The following is a 20221-nucleotide window of genomic DNA, read 5'->3' as shown; positions in this document are numbered from 1 at the left end:
TAATTATTATTTAAGCGATCAGAATTTGCAAGTCCCAATGCCCTATCCCATAGCACGCACATGGATATACGGGTGTTTGAATCGGACTAAACAGTTGGACGTCGTAGGAAGGTTGGGTAGCTTAGATTTGGGCTAGACGCCCATGGGGTGGGCGTTGGCGGGCTGTGGCGGGCGGGTGCCCGCCGCCCTGTTCAACTGGCGAGTGCCGAGTCGGTTTTGATGGCCGTGTCGGTTGCGGGCCACACGGCCCCGTCAATTTGACCGATTTCGACGGTCTGCGCGACGGGCGGATTCACCAGCAGGCGGTCCGCCATCGTCTGAAGCGCGTGAACGTTAGCCGTCGTGAACAACTGCATGTCGCCGCTCGTGCCGCTCGTGCCGCTCGCGCCGGGCGTGCGCGGTGCGCACAGATCATCGGTTTCGAGGCGGCGCTGCAATTGGCGCGCGATGGCGGCACCGGTGTCGATGAGCGTCAACGCGCCGCCAAAGCGCTGTTGTATCGCCGGGATCAAAAACGGGTAGTGCGTGCAGCCCAACACCAGCGTGTCGGCCCCTTGCGCCACCATCGGTGCGACGTAGCGTTCGAGCAACGCCATGACGGCAGGGGAGTCGACGTCGCCCGCTTCGATGCGTTCCACGAGGCCGTGTCCCGGCTGGCAAAGAAAACGCTGACCTTGCGCCGTGTGACGGGCGAGCAAGTCGGCGAAGCGTGCGCTGCGCAGCGTGGCGGCCGTTGCCAGCACACCGATCACGCCGCTGCGCGATGCGGTGGCGGCAGGCTTGATGCCAGGCTCCACACCCACGACCGGCCACGACGCGTCGGCGCGCAGCGCAGCGACGCCGTGTGCAGTGGCCGTGTTGCAGGCGACGACGAACGCTTTCGCACCACGCTCGCGCAGCCAGCGTCCGATGGCGAGACTGCGCTCGGCAATGAAGGCGTCGGGGCGTTCACCGTAGGGGGCGAAGGCGGAGTCGGCCACATAGAGCAGCGACTCGTGCGGGAGCAGGGCGCGTACGGCTTGGAGGACCGAGAGGCCGCCGAGACCGGAATCGAAGACGCCAATCGGCGCGTTGGAGGGCATGGCAAATAGAAAAGGGCCGGCAAATTGCCGGCCCCGAAATTCTAGCGCAAAGCCCGTTGGGCGGTGTTGACCTGCGGGCTTTGTGCGTTTGTCTTACGTGGTTCAGTCTTCGAACGAAGCCATGCCCGACTGTTGGTAGTTTTGCAGGCCGACCTTGGCGATCAGTTCGATCTGCGTTTCCAGCCAGTCGATGTGTTCTTCCGTGTCGTGGAGAATTTCGTTGAAGATTTCGCGCGAGACGAAGTCCTTCACGCTTTCGCAGTGGGCGACGCCTTCCTTGCAGGTCTTCTGCGAGAGGTATTCGAGCTTCAGATCGCAAGCCAGAATTTCTTCCGTGTTCTCGCCGATGAGCAGCTTGTGGAGGTCTTGCAGGTTGGGCAGGCCGTCGAGCATGAAAATGCGCTCGATGAGCTTGTCGGCGTGCTTCATTTCACCGATCGACTCGTCGTACTCGTGCTTGCCGAGCTTGTCGAGGCCCCAGTGTTTGTACATGCGGGCGTGCAGAAAGTACTGGTTGATCGCGGTCAGTTCGTTGGTGAGCTGAGCGTTGAGGAGTTCGAGGACTTTCTTGTCGCCTTTCATTTCGGATCCCTATATGCAGTTGTGCAATTTGCAAGCGGTTGAACGATAGCCTGAAAACCGCCGAAAGCCAAGCCCTGTAAGGCTTTTCGTGAACCGAGACACGAATGGTAACGCGATCCATTCGCGTTGATTTTGCATCGTCTTCCACAAGAAAAAGGCCCGGACAGTGCCGGGCCTTTCCCTACAACTTCGCTACAACCGGATTACTCCGCCGCGACCGGAATCTTACCGATCTTGGCTTGCCATTCCTTCGGGCCGGTTTGGTGCACCGACACGCCGGTGGCATCCACGGCGACGGTGACAGGCATGTCCTTCACGTCGAATTCGTAGATGGCTTCCATGCCCAGGTCTTCGAAGGCCAGCACGCGTGCGGCGCGAATTGCCTTCGACACGAGGTAGGCGGCGCCGCCCACGGCCATCAGGTACGCAGCCTTGTGCTTCTTGATGGCTTCAATCGCAGCCGGGCCACGTTCCGACTTGCCGATCATGACGGCGAGGCCCGTCTTCGACAGCATCATGTCGGTGAACTTGTCCATGCGCGTGGACGTGGTCGGACCGGCCGGGCCGACGACTTCGTCACGTACCGGATCGACCGGGCCGACGTAATAAATCGCACGGCCATTGAAGTCGACCGGCAGCGGCTCGCCCTTGGCGATCATGTCGGCGATGCGCTTGTGGGCAGCGTCGCGGCCCGTGAGCATCTTGCCCGAGAGCAGCAGGGTCTGACCCGGCTTCCAGCTGGCGACTTCTTCCGGCGTGAGCGTGTCGAGGTCGACGCGCTTGCTCGTCTCGGTGTTCGGTGCCCAGTGCACGTTCGGCCAGGCGTCGAGCGACGGGGCGGCGAGGAACGAGGGGCCCGAGCCGTCGAGCGTGAAGTGCGCGTGACGCGTGGCGGCGCAGTTCGGGATCATCGCGACCGGCTTCGACGCGGCGTGCGTCGGGTAGTCGAGAATCTTCACGTCCAGCACGGTGGCCAGACCGCCGAGACCTTGCGCGCCGATACCCAGTGCATTGACCTTCTCGAACAGCTCGATACGCAGCTCTTCGTTCCAGTTTTGCGGGCCGCGCTTGATCACGTCATGAATGTCGATCGGGTCCATGAGCGATTCTTTGGCGAGCACCATGGCTTTCTCGGCCGTGCCGCCGATACCGATGCCGAGCATGCCCGGCGGGCACCAGCCGGCGCCCATCGTCGGCACGGTCTTGACCACCCAGTCGACGATCGAATCGGACGGGTTGAGCATCACGAACTTCGACTTGTTTTCCGAGCCGCCGCCCTTGGCTGCGACCGTGATGTCCACCTTGTCGCCTTCCACGATTTCGTAGTGGATGACGGCGGGCGTGTTGTCCTTCGTGTTCTTACGGCCGGCTTCGGGCGGGGCGACGATCGAGGCGCGCAGCACGTTGTCCGGGTGCATGTAAGCCTGACGCACGCCTTCGTTGATCATGTCGGTGAGGCTGCGCTTGGCATCCCACTGCACGTTCATGCCGACCTTCACGAAGACCGTCACGATCCCGGTGTCCTGACACAGCGGGCGGCGGCCTTCGGCGCACATGCGGCTGTTGGTCAGAATCTGTGCGATGGCATCCTTGGCAGCGGGGCTTTCTTCGGCCTCGTAGGCGCGGCCCAGTGCTTGGATGTAATCGTCCGGATGGTAGTAGCTGATGTATTGCAGGGCACCGGCGACGCTCTGAATGACGTCGTCTTCTTTAATGACGGTAGACATGAAACGGCTCTCGACTTAGTGGGGACTTGGTGAGGATTTAGTGGGTGTTATTGGGTACAGCTTGGGGGGTAGCGTATGCCGGGGCGTGGCTGTCGTTGGTCATTTTGTTGACCACGGCCATCACGACGGCAGAAAGCAGGAACGAGATGTGGATAACGACTTGCCACATGATCGTGTGCGGCGTCTGTTGCGCCGCATCGATAAACGTTTTGAGCAGGTGGATCGACGAGATGCTGATGAGCGCCATCGAGAGTTTCACCTTGAGGACACCGGCGTTCACGTGATCGAGCCATTCGGGCTCGTCGGGGTGGCCTTCCACGCCGAGGCGGGAGACGAAGGTCTCGTAGCCGCCGATGATCACCATGATGAGCAGGTTCGAGATCATCACCACGTCGATCAGGCCGAGCACGACGAGCATGATCTGCGTTTCGTCGAAGCTTGCTGCGTGGGTGACGAGGTGCCAGAGTTCGGCGAGGAATTTATAGACGTAGACGCCTTGCGCAGCGATCAGGCCGAGGTAGAGCGGCAATTGCAGCCAGCGGCTGAAGAAAATGATGCGAGGCAGCGGGCGCATCGGCGCGTCGGAGGGGCGGCCGGGAGTCGACATGGCAATCTTGACGAAGTGGGGGACATTCGCCTGCGCCCGAAGCCGCAGGCCATTTTTATCAAATCAACATCAATCGAAGCATTTGAAGCATTTCAAGCATCTGGCCGGTCTCGTGATGCGAAAACCGGCACCGGCGGCATTTTACAACGTCTTGCCGCCGGGGCTGCCGCTATCTGGCGGCAACCTTTTTCGCCGCCCCGGCACTTGGCAGCGCGGCCAGCACGATGCCCGAGACCGTCAGCGCCAGTGCAGCGCCTTGGGCGATCGTCAGTTGTTCGCCCAGAAACACCACGCCGTAGGCCGTTGCCGCGACCGGCACCATTGCCGTGAAAACGCCCGCCAACTGGGCGCTCACATGCCGAATGCCGCGCATCCAGAGGAAGAACGAGAACACGCTGGCGGCGAGTCCGTACCAGACGATGAGCGCCCAGTGACCGGGCGTGAGCGCCGAGTAATCGACGGCCATCAGTCCGACGATACCCAGCGGCAGCATCATCGCGCCGCCAAGCAAGTGGGTGTAAGCGCAGATATCGATGGCCGCCATCTCCGAGGCGAGGCGCTTGGAGACAATCACGTAGATCCCCTCGCAAACCACCGCGCCCAGCACCAGCGCGTTGCCCAGCCACGCATTGCTTGTCGATCCAGCGGCCCCGGCCCCGTGCGAATCGCCGCGCGACAGATTCAGCAGCGCCACACCGAGAATCGCGAGTCCGATGCTTACCAGCGTGCGCCGCGACGGATGCTCGCGCAGCACGGCCCATGAGAGCAAGGCGACGCAGGCGGGCAGTGTGGCGGTAATCACCCCGGCAGCCGTCGCCGTGGTCTGCCGCACGCCGTAGAGCATCAGCAGGGTGAAGAGAAACGTGCCGAAGAACGTCTGCACGAAGAGGTTGCGCCATTGCGAGCGCGTGACGAGCCGCATTCTCGCCGGGCGATAACGCGGGGCGAGGGCGATGACGGCGATCACGAAGCGCCAGAGTGCGAAGGCGGCCACGGGCATGACGGTGACCATGGTTTTCCCGATGCCCACATTGGTGCCGACAAAGAACATCGCGAGCGCCAGAGCGAAGCTTGGAAAGCGGGCAAACAGCCGGTCGGTCGACGAGGGCAGCGCTTGTGCGGCGGGCGTCGAAGGGGGCGAAGAGGTCGAATTCACGGGCGCTCCGGGCGAGTCCGGGGTTGGCGGGATAGGGATGATGCGGGTAGGATTGTAGCGAATACGCCACGGTCTGCTGCACCGCAGTGACGCGCTTACGTGAGTCCCGCACGCGAGAGACGTCACGCGGGTGCACCAGTGTAAGGCGTTAGTAAGTCGCTCGTCTTAATGTGGCGTTAGCGATTTGTTTTGGCTTGATTGCAATGGTTTTTGCATATCCATAAGAGGGGACAACTCATGGCAGCAATTGAATCGGTATTGCAGGAGCAGCGCGTCTTCGCGCCGCCGCAGGCGCTTGTCGCCAAAGCGAACATCTCCGGCATGCCCGCCTATGAGGCGCTGTGCGCCGAGGCCGAGAAAGATTACGAGGGATTCTGGGCGCGTCAGGCGCGCGAGAATCTGGCCTGGCACAAGCCGTTCACCAAAGTCCTTGATGAGACCAACGCCCCGTTCTACACGTGGTTCGAAGATGGTCAACTCAACGCGTCTTACAACTGTCTGGACCGCCAAATCGAAGCGGGTCTGGGCGACAAAACCGCCATTCTCTTTGAAGCCGACGACGGCACGGTGACCCCGGTCACCTACCGCGACCTGCTCTCGCGCGTGAATCGCTTTGCGAACGCGCTCAAAGCCAAGGGTGTGAAGAAGGGCGATCGCGTCGTGATCTACATGCCGATGTCGATCGAAGGCGTGGTGGCCATGCAGGCTTGCGCGCGTATCGGCGCGACGCACTCGGTGGTGTTCGGTGGCTTCTCGGCCAAATCGCTGAATGAACGTGTGATCGACGCGGGCGCCGTGGCGATCGTGACGGCGGACGAGCAGATGCGCGGCGGCAAGGCGCTGCCGCTCAAGGCGATCGTCGACGAAGCGCTGGGCATGGGCGGCTGCGATCACGTGAAGTCGGTGATCGTCTATCGCCGCACGGGCGGCAACGTGACGATGCAGGCCGGGCGTGACGAAGTGCTGCAAGACTTGGTCGCGACGCAATCGGACAAGTGCGAGCCGGAGTGGGTGGGCGCGGAGCATCCGCTGTTCATTCTTTACACGTCGGGTTCGACGGGTAAGCCGAAGGGCGTGCAGCACAGCACGGGCGGCTATTTGCTGTGGGCGTCGCTCACGATGCAATGGACGTTCGACATCAAGCCGGACGACGTTTTCTGGTGCACGGCCGACATCGGCTGGATTACCGGTCACACGTACATCGCTTACGGCCCGCTCGCGGTCGGTGCGACGCAGGTGGTGTTCGAAGGTGTGCCGACGTATCCGAATGCCGGGCGTTTCTGGGAAATGATTGGCCGTCACAAGGTGTCGGTGTTCTACACGGCGCCGACGGCGATTCGTTCGTTGATCAAGGCGGCGGAGCAGGCCCCGGATGTGCATCCGAAGAAATACGATCTGTCGTCGTTGCGCATTCTCGGGTCGGTCGGTGAGCCGATCAATCCGGAAGCGTGGATGTGGTACTACGAAAACATTGGCGGCGGCCGTTGCCCGATCGTCGATACGTGGTGGCAGACGGAGACGGGTGGTCATGTGATCACGCCGCTGCCGGGTGCGACGCCGCTGGTGCCGGGTTCGTGCACGCTGGGGTTGCCGGGTATCGATGTGGCGATTGTCGACGAGACCGGTCAGGACGTGCCGAACGGTCAGGGCGGCATGCTGGTCATCAAGCGTGCGTGGCCGTCGATGATTCGTACGATTTGGGGCGATCCGGAGCGTTACAAGTCGAGCTACTTCCCGCCGGAGTTGGGCGGCAAGATTTATCTGGCGGGTGACGGTTCGATTCGCGATGCGAAGACTGGGTACTTCACGATCATGGGGCGCATCGACGACGTGCTGAACGTCTCGGGGCACCGCATGGGCACGATGGAGATCGAGTCGGCGCTGGTGGCGAACCCGATCGTGGCGGAAGCTGCGGTGGTGGGCCGTCCGGACGATACGACGGGTGAGGCGATTGTGGCGTTTGTTGTGCTCAAGCGTTCGCGTCCGACGGGCGACGAGGCGAAGCAACTGGCGCTGGAGTTGCGTAACTGGGTGGGTAAGGAGATCGGTCCGATCGCCAAGCCGAAGGACATCCGCTTCGGCGACAACCTGCCGAAGACGCGTTCGGGCAAGATCATGCGCCGTCTGTTGCGCGTGATTGCGAAGGGCGAGGAGATTACGCAAGACACCTCCACGCTGGAAAACCCGGCGATTCTCGAGCAACTCAAGCAAGCGCAGTAAGTTGGCTGCCGCGTCGTCGAAGTGTGGCGACGCGGCGGTGTGGCATGGGGCGTCATCGTGAGTGGTGACGCCCCATGTCGCATGAGGCATGCGCTGCGACGGGTCTTTGACGTCATTTTTGACGTTATTTCCGTGCGCATGGGCTGACGACTGCGAGCGTCGACACAACATCCCCTATGCAGTGCCGATGGGGCTTCCGTCAGGTGACTGACCGCGCGCCGATGGTGAATCCTTTGAAGACCCGTAACGGCGACTCGACAGCGACATCGGGCCAGACCGACGACCTGCCGCGCAATTCGCATTGGCATCGGGAGGCGGCGGCCATCGCTGCGCGCCACTGGCGTCGCACGTTGTGGCTAGTGGCGGTGTTGATGGTGATCGGCTTCGTGGTGACGTTCGTGCCGCAGTTCTGGGCGCGTGAATGGATGTCGGTGCGATTTGCTGGCTGGCCGATACCGTTCTATATGGGCGCGCAGGGATCGATCCTGATCGATATCGGGTTGATCGTTGTCTATGCGTTGATCCAGCGTCGCAATGACGCGCGGTATCACGGTGAGTTGCAAGCGCTGCGCCGGGCGCGTAGTGACAGTCTTGGGCTGGGTGAAGCGGCTGGGACTGGCATGGCTGGCGGTGCGCAGGGTGCCGCTTCTCGTATGGCATCTCGCGCCACGTCGGCGCCGAATTCCCAATGAATTTCACGCGCAGGCTGCTGCGCTACTACCTGTATTACACGGCGGGGTTCTTCGCGTTCGTGCTGATGATTGGCCTGCTTGAGCGGGTCAACGGGCCGGGCGTGTGGATCGGCTATGCGTTTCTGTTCGTGACGATTGCCGTGTACGCCGTGATCGGGCTGATTTCGCGCACATCGGATGCTACGGAGTACTACGTGGCCGGACGGCGTGTGCCGCCGATATTCAACGGCATGGCGTGTGCTGCCGACTGGATGAGTGCGGCGTCGTTCATGGGGCTTGCGGGATCGTTGTACGTATCGGGTTATGACGGGCTCGCTTATGTCATGGGCTGGACGGGCGGCTACTGTCTGGTGGCGTTCCTGCTAGCGCCTTATCTGCGGAAGATGGGGCGTTACACGGTGCCTGATTTCTTGGGCACTCGGTACGACAGCAATCTTGTGCGGGCGTTGGGGGTGTTCTCGACGATCTTGTGTTCGTTCGTTTATCTCGTCGCGCAGATTCAGGGTGTGGGGTTGATTGCGTCGCGGTTCATCGGCGTGGAGTTCACAATCGGCATTTTCTTCGGGCTGGCGGGCATTTTGGTGTGCTCGTTCCTCGGCGGGATGCGCGCGGTGACTTGGACGCAGGTCGCGCAGTACATCATCATGATCACGGCGTTTCTGGTGCCGACGGCGATGATCGGCCATCAGACCGGGCACGGTTGGTTTCCGCAGTTCAGCTATGGCGAGGCTCTGGCGAAGGTGGAGGTGCTGGAGCGCGAGATCCAGAAGTCGATACCTGAACGCGAGGTGCGCGACTACTACCGCGAGCAGGCGGAGCAGATGCAGCGGCGACTGGATGGCTTGCCGGATAGCTTCTACAGCGAGCGGGCGGAGTTGGAGCGTCAGTTGCTCGATACGAAACGTCACAACGGGCCGCTGCGTGAGGTGAAGGTACTGGAGGCGAAGCTTGACGCGTTTCCACGCGACGTGGGCGATGCGCAGAATCGTTGGCTGGAGTTGCGCAATCAATATGCAGAACGGAGTGAACCGCCGCATGCGATGACCGAGCCATTCCCGGCGAAGGACGATACGACGCGCAGTTCGCAGCGATTGAATTTCCTGCTGTTGATGGTGTGCCTGATGATCGGCACGGCGAGTTTGCCGCACATCCTCACGCGGTACGGCACGACGGCGACGGTGCAAGGCGCGAGAAGCTCCGTGGGCTGGACGTTGTTCTTTGTGGCGCTGTTGTATGTGAGTGCGCCGGCGTTGGCGGTGATGCTCAAGTACGACGTGCTGCTGCATCTGGTCGGGGCGCGGTATGAGAACTTGCCTGCGTGGGTGATTCAGTGGCGGCATGCGACGCCGGTGCAGCTCGACGTGTCGGATGTCTATCGCGATGGCGTAGTGCAGTGGGGCGAAATCTGGATGCAGCCGGACATGTTGGTGCTGGCCGGACCGGAGATCGCAGGGCTTCCGTATGTAATTTCGGGGCTGGTGGCAGCGGGCGCGTTGGCGGCGGTGTTGTCGACGGCTGACGGGTTGCTGCTGACGATTGCGAACGCGCTGTCGCACGATGTGTATTTCCACATGATCGACCGGAACGCATCGAGCCAGAAGCGGGTGACGACGTCGAAGATCCTGTTGCTATGCGTGGCGATGTTCGCGTCGTATGTGACGTCGTTGAAGCTGGGCAATATTTTGTTTTTGGTGGGGGCGGCGTTCTCGTTGGCGGCGTCGTGCTTGTTCCCGGCGTTGGTGCTAGGGGTGTTCTGGAAGCGCACGACGCGGCTGGGCGCAACGGCCGGGATGGTGAGCGGGTTGCTGGTGTGCGTGTACTACATCATGACGACGTACCCGTTCTTCACAAGACTGACGGGCTTCGCCGGGGCCCGCTGGTGGGGCGTGGACCCGATTGCGGCAGGGGCGTTTGGCGTGCCGGTAGGGTTCGCGGTGGCAATCCTGTTCAGCCTGCTGGGCGGACGCCCGAGCGAACGGGACGAACATCTGGTGGACCACCTGCGTCGGCCCTGAGGAAGAAATTTTAGTAAGCGAACGCCGAAGGGACTGGGATATTCCCGCCGACCTGCTATAATGCGCGACTCTTCAGGAGAGATGGATGAGCGGTTTAAGTCGCACGCCTGGAAAGCGTGTATAGGTTAATAGCCTATCGGGGGTTCGAATCCCCCTCTCTCCGCCACAGATAAACAAAGGGCTCCCCGCGTGGGAGCCCTTTGTGCGTTTACTATCTCGGGGATATTTACCAACTCGGGGGAACGCGTGAGACGAATTATCACCATCGGTCAGGCTGACCCGCTCGCGGCGATTCACGAGATCGCTAGCGACATGCATGTTGCAGGCGGTATCAGCAAGCGTGAGATGCGCGAGTATGACGGGTTGTGCATACCGCCTGTCCCTGAATACACGAAGACAGCGATCATCAAGATTCGTAAGAGCGTGCGGGTCAGTCAAGGCGTGTTTGCCGAGTATCTCAATACCAGCCCTTCGACCGTTCAGAAGTGGGAGGAAGGTACAAAGAAGCCGAGTGGTGCAGCGGCCAAACTTCTCCAAGTGATAGAGAAACACGGGCTTGAAGTGCTGACGTAATTTCTTGCTGGCTTCTGCGTCAATCGATAAAGGGCTTCCCATGGGGAAGCCCTTTGCACATGTTCCGTTGGATAAATGTCTAGCGTGCGGTCGTGCTAACGAAGAAGCGTGACGCGTTTCGGCTTGCGCCGATCGCCCCTCATTGCCAGTTGGCTAGGCGGCGAGAAGGTCACCTTTTAGCTTGTGGCATTCGATAACAAGCTCTACGGTCATTTCGCCGAGTTCTTCGAAGATCGCGAGCAGAAACCTGTGCGGCATTTCATTGCCTGCGTAAGTCGTCGTGCACGTCGAGAGCGCCAGGATGCGTTCAGAGAGGACGTTGAGTCTGTCTACGGAAACGTGGACAAGGGAAGTTGCTGATGAATGATTCGTCATGCGGGGTGCCTCGTACTAGCCAATTTCTGGACCCCGCCACCCGCTGCATTGCGCAGGGGTGGGCGGGCACTGGACTAGGTTAGCGAACCGCTGATGATTCGGATTAGGCGGCACACCCGAAGGTGTCCCAATCCAGACCCGCCCGTTGACAAGAAGGCGTGGCATTGCGCACACGAAAGCCGCAAACATCGCGGCTATGTGCCCGAAAACATCGTTCAGGTCGCTAAACCCGGTCGCGTTTGTGGCGCGACGGGTACAAGACTAACGATCGGATTTCGAGGGCACCACGCGTTCAGAGTCGCATTCTAGGTCACTCGTTGAGATTCGGAACATTCTGATCTCTCAATGGGGATTCTTCTTGGTCGACGGCGAAGGTCGTCGTGACGCCCAACCGGAAACGAAAACGGAGCCGAATGGCTCCGTTGTCACGTTCGCACAGACGATTCTATCCGTACCGTTTGACCAGCAGCCCACTACCTATGAGTCCCACGACCATTGCAGTTACTGTAATGATTACGCTGGGTGTAAGCACGGTCGTACCTAGGCCGACGGCTGTTCCTCCCGTAAGCGTAGTCACAATCTTGATCAAACCACTAGAAGGCGGTTGCCGATGCGTGCTTGAGGGGAGTGTGCGATTAGGGGCGAGACTTGTCCTTCGGATTGAGCGCGCTCTGGATGCGCTAGCTGCAAGTCTTTTGCGCGTCGGTGTGGCGGACATTATCAACTCCATTGGCTAATGTTGCGTCCTGCACGTTGTAAGCCGAAACGACGATTACGACCATCAGAACGCAGGTAAATACTATCAGGATACCGGGCGGCTTCCAGTCCGATATCTCCCCTCGGGTAATCATGCCTGCGGCCACGACAGCGCCGCAGAGTAGGGCGGCAGCAAAGCAAATCCACACAGCAATCGAGTTTTGCCCAGTGACGGAATGCTCAACACCCCTCAGCCCTGATTGAACAGCAAGGATGGCCCCGCCGTACAACCACCCCATTGAATCAAACGCTTGACCCCACGCCCATTTCACTCGCTTGCATGCGGGCGTCACCAGCCACTTAGCTGCCCCGAGAAAGCCATAAATCAAAGTTGCTCCGAAGAGTGGGAGCAACGCTTGAAGCAATACCCATTTAGTTGCGGGAGACATGCAACTGCGCCTCGTCATGCATCAATGATTCTCCGGAAAATTCGCCCATACATCTCGGGCGATGTGGGGGCGGATTGTATGCCGGGGGTAGACGTTGGGCGTGCGGTTGCGTTGTGGCTTCTGGTGAAGAATCCCTAACAGAGCCGACCGGGCGGGGATATCCGCAGCGATGAAACTACGGTCTGTCGCATGGAAATTTGAGAGCCTGCCCAATTTGAGGTGCAAGGACGAAGGTCGCGCAACCTAAGCGTGACCTACCCGTACCAGGTGCCGGGGGCTGATCCATCCAGATGGCTTATTGAGGACGGTAATTTCGTTCCCGTGCAGGAACGAAATGCGTGGATCAATTGCTAGCGTTACTCCGCATCCACCTCAGGCCAGAGTCTCGGGAACAGGAACCTCAGGCTCTTCAACGGCAGCGCGAATGCAAGTTCGTCCCGATGGGAGTCGGATCTAAGAATCCCAAAGTCCAGCAGGCTACGCGTGATGCGCCGTGATGTTGCCTCGGTTTCCCCCAGGATTTTTGCGAAGTCAGAGCGGGATAGGGGGCGAGTGCGTGCAACGAATTCGAGAGCAAGGGCTGACCTCTCGGGTTTGATAACCGACTTCTCGGAGCCGATTTGCCACGGATTCGCATCCAGATACATGAGAAGGTCACGCAGGCGTGCGGTAAAGCCGCCTAACTCGACCATCTTCAACATGAAAGTAACTTGATCGAGGCAGCAGGTCAGGAAGTAGTCGACGAACTTCACCAACTCTTCTTGCGACAGGTTGCCTCGTCCATCCAGATCGTTGCGTCGGGGCATATCTGCTGCGGCAAGGCGCGCGTAATACTCTTCGTGGGTACGAGCAAAACCTCGCAGAGGTGACCAAAGGCCATCGGTTAGGCCAGATGCGTGAAGCGCCAAATGAGAGTGCAGACGGCAGACTCGGCCATTTCCGTCGATGAACGGGTGAATCCATGCAAGGCGATGATGTGAGCAAGCTATCGCGATGAGTTGGTATTCGGAGGGTCGAATTCGGGAGTAGCGCTTTCCCCATTCCTCCAGCAATTGGGGGATGAGACCCACAGGTGGTGCCATGTGTCTGCCGACGGTGACATCCTTTTCGCGAAATTCACCTGGACGGATCAGGTCACCTTCGTTTGTCAGTCGAAAATTCTCCGGAAGCGCCTCAAAGAACAGTCGATGTATCGTGCGGACTCGTTCTGCGTCGAACATTTCGTTGACGGTTACGTCTCGCCATTGCTGCTCCAGTTGCTCTTCGGCATGGATGTGCGCGGTGGCCATCAACTGTTTCTTGTGCTCTTCCGCGTCTGACGAGTAGTGATGTTCAAGCGCCTGTTGAATTTGCGCTGGCGTGGTGTGTTGTCCTTCAATTTTGTTGGTGTAGTACGAGTTCATGTTCCGCAGCAGCGGAACAAGTGCGTCGGCGACCGGGCCTCGTCCTTCGGCTTGCAAGTCGCGGGCCTTCTCGGACAGCGTTGCCGCGAGTTCGATTGATCCATCAAGCACCCGTTCTTCGGGGAATAGGGGCTGGATCGTGGCGACAGTAACCATTGGACGTTCCTTGCGTTGAGTTCCCCCCCCACTGAGAACACTCCACCCCTCACTGGTTGGTTGTCTGGAGGGTTGAATGTAGGGTTCTTTGGAAGGTGAATTGCTTCATAAGTTGTTGTGTATTATAGCTTTTTGTAATTCTCTGTGCGGATAAATGTAGGGTTCTTTGGTGGGGCTCCTGTTTTCGTAGTCGATAGCCCTCAAACCCCTCTCCCCGCTATCCCCGCCCCCCATCCCACCCCCCCGCGCATGAATGATTTCTCATCGCGCATACGCGTCGTTTTTTTCGTTTGTAAGGAAAAAAATGGCTGCCTACCTTCTCTCCACCGGTTCTTAGTCAAAAAACGCTGCTCGGATTCGTCGCTGCGGTAGGCGTTCACGCGCCGACGGCACTTGCCTTATGCGGTGAGCCGAGACAACCGAGCGCACTCGAATAACCGGACGGACCTGTCATTGAATCGGGTTCGGGGGGCAGAGCTACATGGATTGGAGATCCAGATGAAGAAAATCGCAGTCGGCCTAATCGCACTTTTCCTGTTTTCCAGCTCGGCGCTGGCGCAGTCGAACGTGACGCTTTATGGCGCAATTGATGAAGCGGTCGTGTACTCGAACAATTCCGGTGGTGGGAGCGTTGTGCAATTGCTCGACAGCTATCACTGGAACACGGTGTTCGGCATGAGGGGGACGGAGGATCTGGGGGGAGGGCTGAAGGTTGTTTTCGATCTGGCGAGTTATTTCAACTTGTCCAACGGCAAGCTGTTCCGATCGGATACGTTCTTTAGTCGCAGCGCTTGGGTGGGGTTATCCAAAGCGGAGTACGGCACGCTGACTTTCGGGCATCACAACGATTTTTCGGTGCTTTTACTGGGCAATTCGCCCGGATTCAACTCAACGTTTTCGCAGACGCCAGCGAATGCCGACCACATGGCGGGTGGGTATGTGAACAACTCTGCCTCTTATCGATCACCGACATTCGGCGGCTTCACCTTCTTCGCCCTCTATGCACTACCGGGCGGTGCATCAGACACCTATAACCGCGGTCGAGCACTGAGCTTCGCCGTGTCTTATGCAGACGAGCGGCTAAAAGCGGCAATTGTCGGCACCAAAATCAACGGAGTGAACTTCACGCCCACCTTAGCCGGGATGAAAACGTTCCTCGGCCAGACCGTGACGCCGTATCGCCCCTTTGCCGTCGATTCGCAAAACATCTACGGGGCGAGCGCTTCCTACAAGTTCGCCGACAAGTGGACCGCAGGATTGAGCTATACCGACGTGGCGTTTGCCGGTTTTGGTCAATATGAATCGATCCGCAGCGGCACGGCTGACGTCATTTACGATTTTCAGCCGGACCTCAAGATCACGTTGGGGTATGGGCGTAGCGCTTTAGGTTCGGGGCGACTCTCCAATTACAGCCTTTTCGTCGACAAATTCCTGTCGAAGCGAACCGACATCTATGTCGGCGCGAGTTTCGTGACGTCCTCCGGGGCGACGCAATCCGCCGTCTTATTCCCTCTCACGCCATCGACGACCAACCGTCAGTTTGCTGTGGCAACCGGGATTCGCACCTTCTTCTGACGAGTAGTGCCGCACTTAATAAATCGAGAAGAAAACGCATGTGTTTGAGCGCGCTCGCTCCCGTCTGACGCAGAGTGAGTGCAGCAAATCAAAGCTATTTGGAGGGTTTCAATGAAACAGGGGAATATCACTTCCGCCGCGGAAGCGCGGTCGGAAGGCAAGCGCACGAATGAACCATGGCTAATGGTCATCTACGCGACGATCGGCGCGGGCGTGTGCAGCACGGCGGTCATTCTGATGACGGTGGGTGTGTTCATTCGAGCGCTGGGCGCAGCACACGGCTGGGATCGCGGGCAAATCTCCGGAGCGCTGTCTATCTGCGCGATCAGTCTGGCCGTCGCGACGCCCGTAATCGGTGCGCTGATCGACCGCTTTCACCTCCGAACCGTGCTTGTGACGTCGTTGCTCACCTATGGCGCGACGGTGCTGGCAGTTCCGCTGATGGTGAAGACGTGGGGAATCACCGGCTTTTTCCTCGCGTTTTTCTTGATCGGCGTCTTCGGCGCGGGTTCGAACACCATCGTCTACTTACGAGTGATCTCCGGTTGGTTCGACCGATCGCGTGGCCTTGCGCTTGGCATCAACATGGCTGGCGTTGCGCTCGGAGGGGCCATCGCAGCCCCATTTGCCGCTGCGATGATCCAGCGGTTTGGATGGGAGGCTGGCTACTACGCGCTTGGCGCAATGCCGATCGTGCTCGGCGTGCCATTGGGGCTGTTTCTACTGCGAGAAGCGCCGTCCGAGGGCAACGTAAGCGGCCGCGCCGCCGGGACATTCGGGACAGCCGGAAGCACGCTAGCGCAAGCGCTCTCCAGCCGCGCATTCTGGCTGGTTGGGATTTCCGCATTCCTCATGGCCGTCGCGATCAATGGCGCGCAGATCCACTTGGTGCCCATGTTGCTCGACCGTGGCGTCGCGCTCTCGTCGGCGGCTTTCGCGACGACTGTATTGGCGGTTGCCGCGCTCATCGGACGCGTTGCGGCGGGTTATCTATTCGATCGAATCTTTGCCCCTCGCGCCGCCATTGGCATTTTTGCGTTGTCGTGTGTTGGCTGCGCGGGACTTCTGGCAACGAACGCCCCGGGGTCCGTGTATCTGTGCGCGGCACTTCTCGGCTTTGGTGCCGGTGCCGAATCCGATCTGCTGGGGTATTTAATTAGCCGGTATTTCGGATTGGATCACTTCGGCAAGATATTCGGTTGGGTGTTTGCGTCGTTTATGGCGGGATCGGCCGTCGGCCCGGTCGTGTTCGGAATGGGATTCGACGCGTCGGGAAGTTACGCCATGCCGCTCTATCTGGCGTGCGTGGCCCTGCTGGCCGTCTGCGCGTTGTGCGCGATGATGCCGCGATATGCCCCAGTTCAAGAGGCTCGACTGGAAAGCGCTACCTAATCGTTGAATGCCGTTCCGCTCGCTAAGGCACGAGCACCGGGACGCATTACAAAAAGTGAGGCAAGGGCGTCGAACAAAACGTGTATAGCGCGTTGACGCCTTGCATACAGTGCACAAAACTCTCCACTCCATTTGAGCCAAGCTCGCAGACGGTCGTCTGAAGGCTTGGCACGCGTTTCGGGGAAAAGATGAAAGAAGTCGAACTAGAAGTGCTGATCGCGTCGAGATTGCGCGACGCGTACACCAGCGGTCCCATTGCTCCATTCGCTTCCTGCGTTGATGGCGATATCGACGCCGCTTATCGCATCCAACACCGCAACACCGACCATGCGCTGAAGGTCGACGGCCGCCGAATCGTGGGGCGGAAGATCGGGCTGACATCTACGGCTGTCCAGAAACAGCTTGGCGTCGACCAGCCTGACTACGGCGCGCTGTTTGACGACATGGCGATCGCCAACGCCGGGACCATCGATATGTCGAGCCTTTTACAGCCAAAGATCGAAGCGGAGATCGCATTTGGTTTTCGCGTGGACATTGACGACCGGTCACTCGAAATGTCCGACCTGTTCGAGCGAATTGAATGGGTGGCCCCGGCGCTGGAAATCGTGGATAGCCGCATCGATAACTGGCGGATTGGGATTGTGGAGACGATCGCGGATAACGCGTCGTCCGGTCGCTTCGTGATTGGCCCGAAATTGCCATTCACGTCGGACATCGAGTTGGTGAACTGCCAAATGCAAATGCAGGAGAACCGGCAGGTGGCTTCGACGGGAAGCGGGGCGGCGTGTTTGGGGCATCCGCTGAACGCAGCGCTTTGGCTCGCCAAAAAATTGATCGAGATGGGGCATCCGATCAAAGCGGGAGAGTTGGTGCTTAGCGGCGCACTCGGACCCATGGTGAGCGTCAAGCATCACAGCACGTATCACGCCGCTATCGAGGGGATCGGTGAGGTCTCCGTTCGGTCCAGCGCTGAAGCCGGAATTTGATTCGGAAGTTAGGAGAGGAAGTTGCCATACCTAGATCATCATGAAAGTCGGCTGTATTACGAGGTGCACGGCAGCGGCTCGCCGGTAGTGCTATTGCATGGCGTGGGCGGTAATCACGCAAGCTGGTTTTATCAAGTTGCAGCATGGCGAGAAGATTTTCAGGTCATTCTTGTGGATGCCCGAGGCTTTGGGAAATCCACGGACGCCGAGCTAGCCGGACGCACGGAGTTCACGAACGATCTCCTCGCAATTCTGGATGCGCTCGATTTGCACCGCGTATCGTTTGTTGCGCAGTCGATGGGCGCTGGCACCGCGATCGATTTCGCGTGTCGATATCCAGACCGCGTTGCGTCCCTTCTGATTGCCGATTCTCTGGTCGGCATTACCTTGCCGGAATCCATCGCTTTGGAAATGGCAAAGGTGCAAAACGCTACGCGCGACCTGTCCCAGGCAGAACGTGTGCTTGGACGCACACACCTCGCTAATTCCCCTGCAATGACGCAGTTGTATCTGCAAATTGCCGGATTCAATCGGTACACCTTTAAAACACTGGTGGGCGTTCAGCCGTCTTACACACCCGAGCAGATCGCAGCAACGGGCGTACGTATCGGCTTTCTCGTTGGCGAGGAGGATGTTCTGTTTCCAGCAAAGATCGTCGCTGACGTCTGCAAGCGCTTTGCCGGATCGGAATTGATAACGCTACCCGGCGCTGGGCATTCCGCCTATTTCGAGGCGCCAGACGCCTTTAATACGCGCGTCGCCGGTTGGCTTCGATCCCAAGCGTCCCAAGCATAGACAGCCAGCGAACTGCGGCATGCAAAGAGCGCTCGCGAGATTGACCGAGGTCTGGATTGCCGGGGGGCAACCTTCTGCGCCTGCGGTCAATCTCGCGACGCACCCTTTAGGCCAACGGCGCTATCGCTCACGTTTGAGCGCCATTGATGGAAGGTTCCGGCGGCTATGGCAGCTTCACAGGAAGTCGGGCAGCGATTGCGCGACTGGATATACGACGCGATCCGAGATCTCGTCGAGCGCGGCAAGCTGCAACCCGGTCAACGGTTGACGGAAACGCATCTCGCCGCACGATTTGGCGTTTCCAGAACGCCTGTGCGTGAGGCATTGTTTCAGTTGGCTAGGGAAGGGCTGCTGGAGCCATTGGAGCGAGGTTACGGGTTCAGTGAAATGCCGATGCAGGCGTTACTGGCCCGATTGGACGTGAAAGCGTTGCTCGATCCGGTGGTCGTCGCTAACGTTGCTGAATCAGGAACCGTCGCACAGATCTCGCAAATTGCCATCTTGTCGGACGATGCGAGACGTGTGCTCCTTTCCGACGCTTCGTCATTCGCGGCGGCGAGCGCAGTTCACGGATTGCAGAAAACCCTCGGCATCGCTTGCACAAACCACGTGCTCGCACGGTGCTTCGTCGCTGCGGAAGATGACTTTCTCGCCGCGAGGCCATTGCTGCTGCGATCAATGAAAACCCGCTTAATGACCTCGGACTATCTGGACGTCCTCGTTAAGCAACTGATGAGCAGGGACGCAATGTCAGCCGAGGCTCAAACGCGCGCCTATATCGCCAGACTTGCGGAATCGTGCGGCATGCAAGCCTGAGAAGTCGACGCAAGGAAGGGGACGCAGTTACGAACGCGTCTCCGCGGCCGTCTTCACGCTTCGCTTTCGGGGCGCACGTCCCGAGGGGTTCGGATGCGTTTTTATCAGCATCTCGACATACTCTTTCGCAATCTTCCCCGCGCCTTTCACGTCGCGCGAACGAATCGCCGCGAGCAACAAGCCATCGCGATGCACTGAAATAGCGCGATTCCCTTCGTCTTTGTAATGCTCGTTGCGAACCAGCAGGAACTGATCTTCCAGCACTGCACAAACGCGCGTTAGCGCCGTGTTGTGGCTCATGTCGAGCAGTAGGGTGCGGAACTCATGTGCCGCCGCGACAAACGCGGAATACTTCGACGACGCCTCGGCCTTCTTCATCTTTTCGTAGGCGCTCGCCAAGGCTTCGATCTGCTCGTCGGATCCGTACTTTGCCGCGTGTTCGGCCAGCGGCGGATCCAGCAATAGCCGGACTTGCATCCGTTGCAGGAAATCTCGCGGCGTATCCGTCATCAGCGAATACCCGCGATCGGTGCGCACAACCAAGCCCTCACGCGCCAATTGGAAGAGCGCTTCACGTATCGGCGTGCGCGAGACCCCATAGCGCTCGGCCAATTCCAGCTCAACGAGCCGCGACCCGGCCGGAATGGCGCCCCCGTGCAGATCCTCCCGAAGCAGTTGGTAAACCTGATCGCGTAGCCGATCGCTCTGTACGACTCTACGGGTGGCGCTCATAGCGTTGAAGTTTTGGTTAGTTCGCACCGATTCTACGACGAAACGCCTGAGATTTCGGTGCGCAAAGTGGGATTCCGTGACATTCACTCAACACATTCGCAATGCTCATGCATAGGTGAATTTCAAATCGTTTGTTGCGCCTTGAACGCGGCCCTAGGATGGCAATCACGTCGAGTTGCGGCGTCGAAACTA

18 protein-coding genes and 1 tRNA gene are annotated in these 20221 nt (G+C 59.3%); 10 read left to right on the top strand and 9 right to left on the bottom strand.

Annotated elements, in window-relative coordinates:
- Nucleotides 1-191: 191 nt before the first annotated feature.
- The 5 genes from murI to ACPWR9_RS00160 all read right to left on the bottom strand — a co-directional run bounded on the left by murI (nucleotide 192) and on the right by ACPWR9_RS00160 (nucleotide 5088).
- On the bottom strand, nucleotides 192-1082 hold the full coding sequence (gene murI, locus ACPWR9_RS00180; RefSeq protein ID WP_426312150.1) for a glutamate racemase: 891 nt from the start codon (nucleotides 1080-1082) through the stop codon (nucleotides 192-194).
- Between the two features lie 102 nt (nucleotides 1083-1184).
- On the bottom strand, nucleotides 1185-1664 hold the full coding sequence (gene bfr / locus ACPWR9_RS00175) for a bacterioferritin (RefSeq protein ID WP_150680297.1): 480 nt from the start codon (nucleotides 1662-1664) through the stop codon (nucleotides 1185-1187).
- 203 nt (nucleotides 1665-1867) lie between these two features.
- Nucleotides 1868-3391 carry a fumarate hydratase gene (locus tag ACPWR9_RS00170; protein ID WP_426312147.1) on the bottom strand — a complete coding sequence of 508 codons (1524 nt, stop codon included), beginning with the start codon at nucleotides 3389-3391 and terminating at the stop codon, nucleotides 1868-1870.
- Between the two features lie 37 nt (nucleotides 3392-3428).
- On the bottom strand, nucleotides 3429-3998 hold the full coding sequence (locus ACPWR9_RS00165; RefSeq protein ID WP_426312146.1) for a TIGR00645 family protein: 570 nt from the start codon (nucleotides 3996-3998) through the stop codon (nucleotides 3429-3431).
- A gap of 169 nt (nucleotides 3999-4167) precedes the next feature.
- A complete protein-coding gene (locus ACPWR9_RS00160) occupies nucleotides 4168-5088 on the bottom strand; it encodes a DMT family transporter (RefSeq protein WP_426312848.1) in 921 nt (306 codons plus the stop codon).
- Between the two features lie 303 nt (nucleotides 5089-5391).
- Here ACPWR9_RS00160 and acs point away from each other — a divergent pair, with 303 nt between their 5' ends.
- The 5 genes from acs (at nucleotide 5392) to ACPWR9_RS00135 (ending at nucleotide 10654) form a co-directional block, all read left to right on the top strand.
- Nucleotides 5392-7374, top strand: coding sequence for an acetate--CoA ligase (gene acs, locus ACPWR9_RS00155; protein ID WP_426312144.1), 1983 nt, complete (start codon nucleotides 5392-5394; stop codon nucleotides 7372-7374).
- Nucleotides 7375-7595: 221 nt separating this feature from the next.
- The gene (locus tag ACPWR9_RS00150) at nucleotides 7596-8066 is read left to right on the top strand and encodes a DUF4212 domain-containing protein (RefSeq protein ID WP_426312142.1); all 471 of its coding nucleotides are present in this window, start codon (nucleotides 7596-7598) and stop codon (nucleotides 8064-8066) included.
- Complete coding sequence (locus tag ACPWR9_RS00145) at nucleotides 8063-10081, top strand: sodium:solute symporter family protein (protein ID WP_426312140.1); 2019 nt, start codon at nucleotides 8063-8065, stop codon at nucleotides 10079-10081. Before ACPWR9_RS00150 ends, ACPWR9_RS00145 begins: the two co-directional genes overlap by 4 nt.
- A gap of 75 nt (nucleotides 10082-10156) precedes the next feature.
- Nucleotides 10157-10247, top strand: a tRNA-Ser gene (locus tag ACPWR9_RS00140).
- Between the two features lie 146 nt (nucleotides 10248-10393).
- A complete protein-coding gene (locus ACPWR9_RS00135) occupies nucleotides 10394-10654 on the top strand; it encodes a helix-turn-helix domain-containing protein (RefSeq protein ID WP_426312846.1) in 261 nt (86 codons plus the stop codon).
- A gap of 153 nt (nucleotides 10655-10807) precedes the next feature.
- On the opposite strand, the gene ACPWR9_RS00130 is transcribed toward ACPWR9_RS00135, so the two are convergent.
- The 3 genes from ACPWR9_RS00130 to ACPWR9_RS00120 form a co-directional block, all read right to left on the bottom strand.
- Complete coding sequence (locus ACPWR9_RS00130; RefSeq protein ID WP_426312138.1) at nucleotides 10808-11029, bottom strand: hypothetical protein; 222 nt, start codon at nucleotides 11027-11029, stop codon at nucleotides 10808-10810.
- Between the two features lie 680 nt (nucleotides 11030-11709).
- Nucleotides 11710-12174, bottom strand: coding sequence for a hypothetical protein (locus ACPWR9_RS00125; RefSeq protein ID WP_426312137.1), 465 nt, complete (start codon nucleotides 12172-12174; stop codon nucleotides 11710-11712).
- A gap of 356 nt (nucleotides 12175-12530) precedes the next feature.
- Nucleotides 12531-13733, bottom strand: a complete 1203-nt coding sequence (locus ACPWR9_RS00120) for a Fic family protein (RefSeq protein WP_426312135.1) — start codon at nucleotides 13731-13733, stop codon at nucleotides 12531-12533.
- Nucleotides 13734-14231: 498 nt separating this feature from the next.
- Between ACPWR9_RS00120 and ACPWR9_RS00115 the strand changes: the two genes are divergently transcribed.
- The 5 genes from ACPWR9_RS00115 to ACPWR9_RS00095 all read left to right on the top strand — a co-directional run bounded on the left by ACPWR9_RS00115 (nucleotide 14232) and on the right by ACPWR9_RS00095 (nucleotide 19297).
- Nucleotides 14232-15308, top strand: a complete 1077-nt coding sequence (locus ACPWR9_RS00115) for a porin (protein WP_426312134.1) — start codon at nucleotides 14232-14234, stop codon at nucleotides 15306-15308.
- A 111-nt stretch (nucleotides 15309-15419) separates the two neighbouring features.
- Nucleotides 15420-16700: an MFS transporter gene (locus ACPWR9_RS00110; RefSeq protein ID WP_426312132.1), complete on the top strand. Its 1281-nt coding sequence runs from the start codon at nucleotides 15420-15422 to the stop codon at nucleotides 16698-16700.
- A 188-nt stretch (nucleotides 16701-16888) separates the two neighbouring features.
- Nucleotides 16889-17686, top strand: coding sequence for a 2-keto-4-pentenoate hydratase (locus tag ACPWR9_RS00105; RefSeq protein WP_426312131.1), 798 nt, complete (start codon nucleotides 16889-16891; stop codon nucleotides 17684-17686).
- Nucleotides 17687-17707: 21 nt separating this feature from the next.
- Nucleotides 17708-18481: an alpha/beta fold hydrolase gene (locus ACPWR9_RS00100; RefSeq protein ID WP_426312130.1), complete on the top strand. Its 774-nt coding sequence runs from the start codon at nucleotides 17708-17710 to the stop codon at nucleotides 18479-18481.
- A 165-nt stretch (nucleotides 18482-18646) separates the two neighbouring features.
- Nucleotides 18647-19297: a GntR family transcriptional regulator gene (locus ACPWR9_RS00095; RefSeq protein WP_426312128.1), complete on the top strand. Its 651-nt coding sequence runs from the start codon at nucleotides 18647-18649 to the stop codon at nucleotides 19295-19297.
- A 27-nt stretch (nucleotides 19298-19324) separates the two neighbouring features.
- On the opposite strand, the gene ACPWR9_RS00090 is transcribed toward ACPWR9_RS00095, so the two are convergent.
- Complete coding sequence (locus ACPWR9_RS00090; RefSeq protein ID WP_426312125.1) at nucleotides 19325-20029, bottom strand: GntR family transcriptional regulator; 705 nt, start codon at nucleotides 20027-20029, stop codon at nucleotides 19325-19327.
- Nucleotides 20030-20221 lie beyond the last annotated feature (192 nt).

This window comes from Pandoraea pneumonica (assembly GCF_049918595.1).
Taxonomy (GTDB): domain Bacteria; phylum Pseudomonadota; class Gammaproteobacteria; order Burkholderiales; family Burkholderiaceae; genus Pandoraea; species Pandoraea pneumonica_A.
Note: the sequence above shows the minus strand (reverse complement) of the source record. Positions and strands in the feature narration are given on the sequence as shown.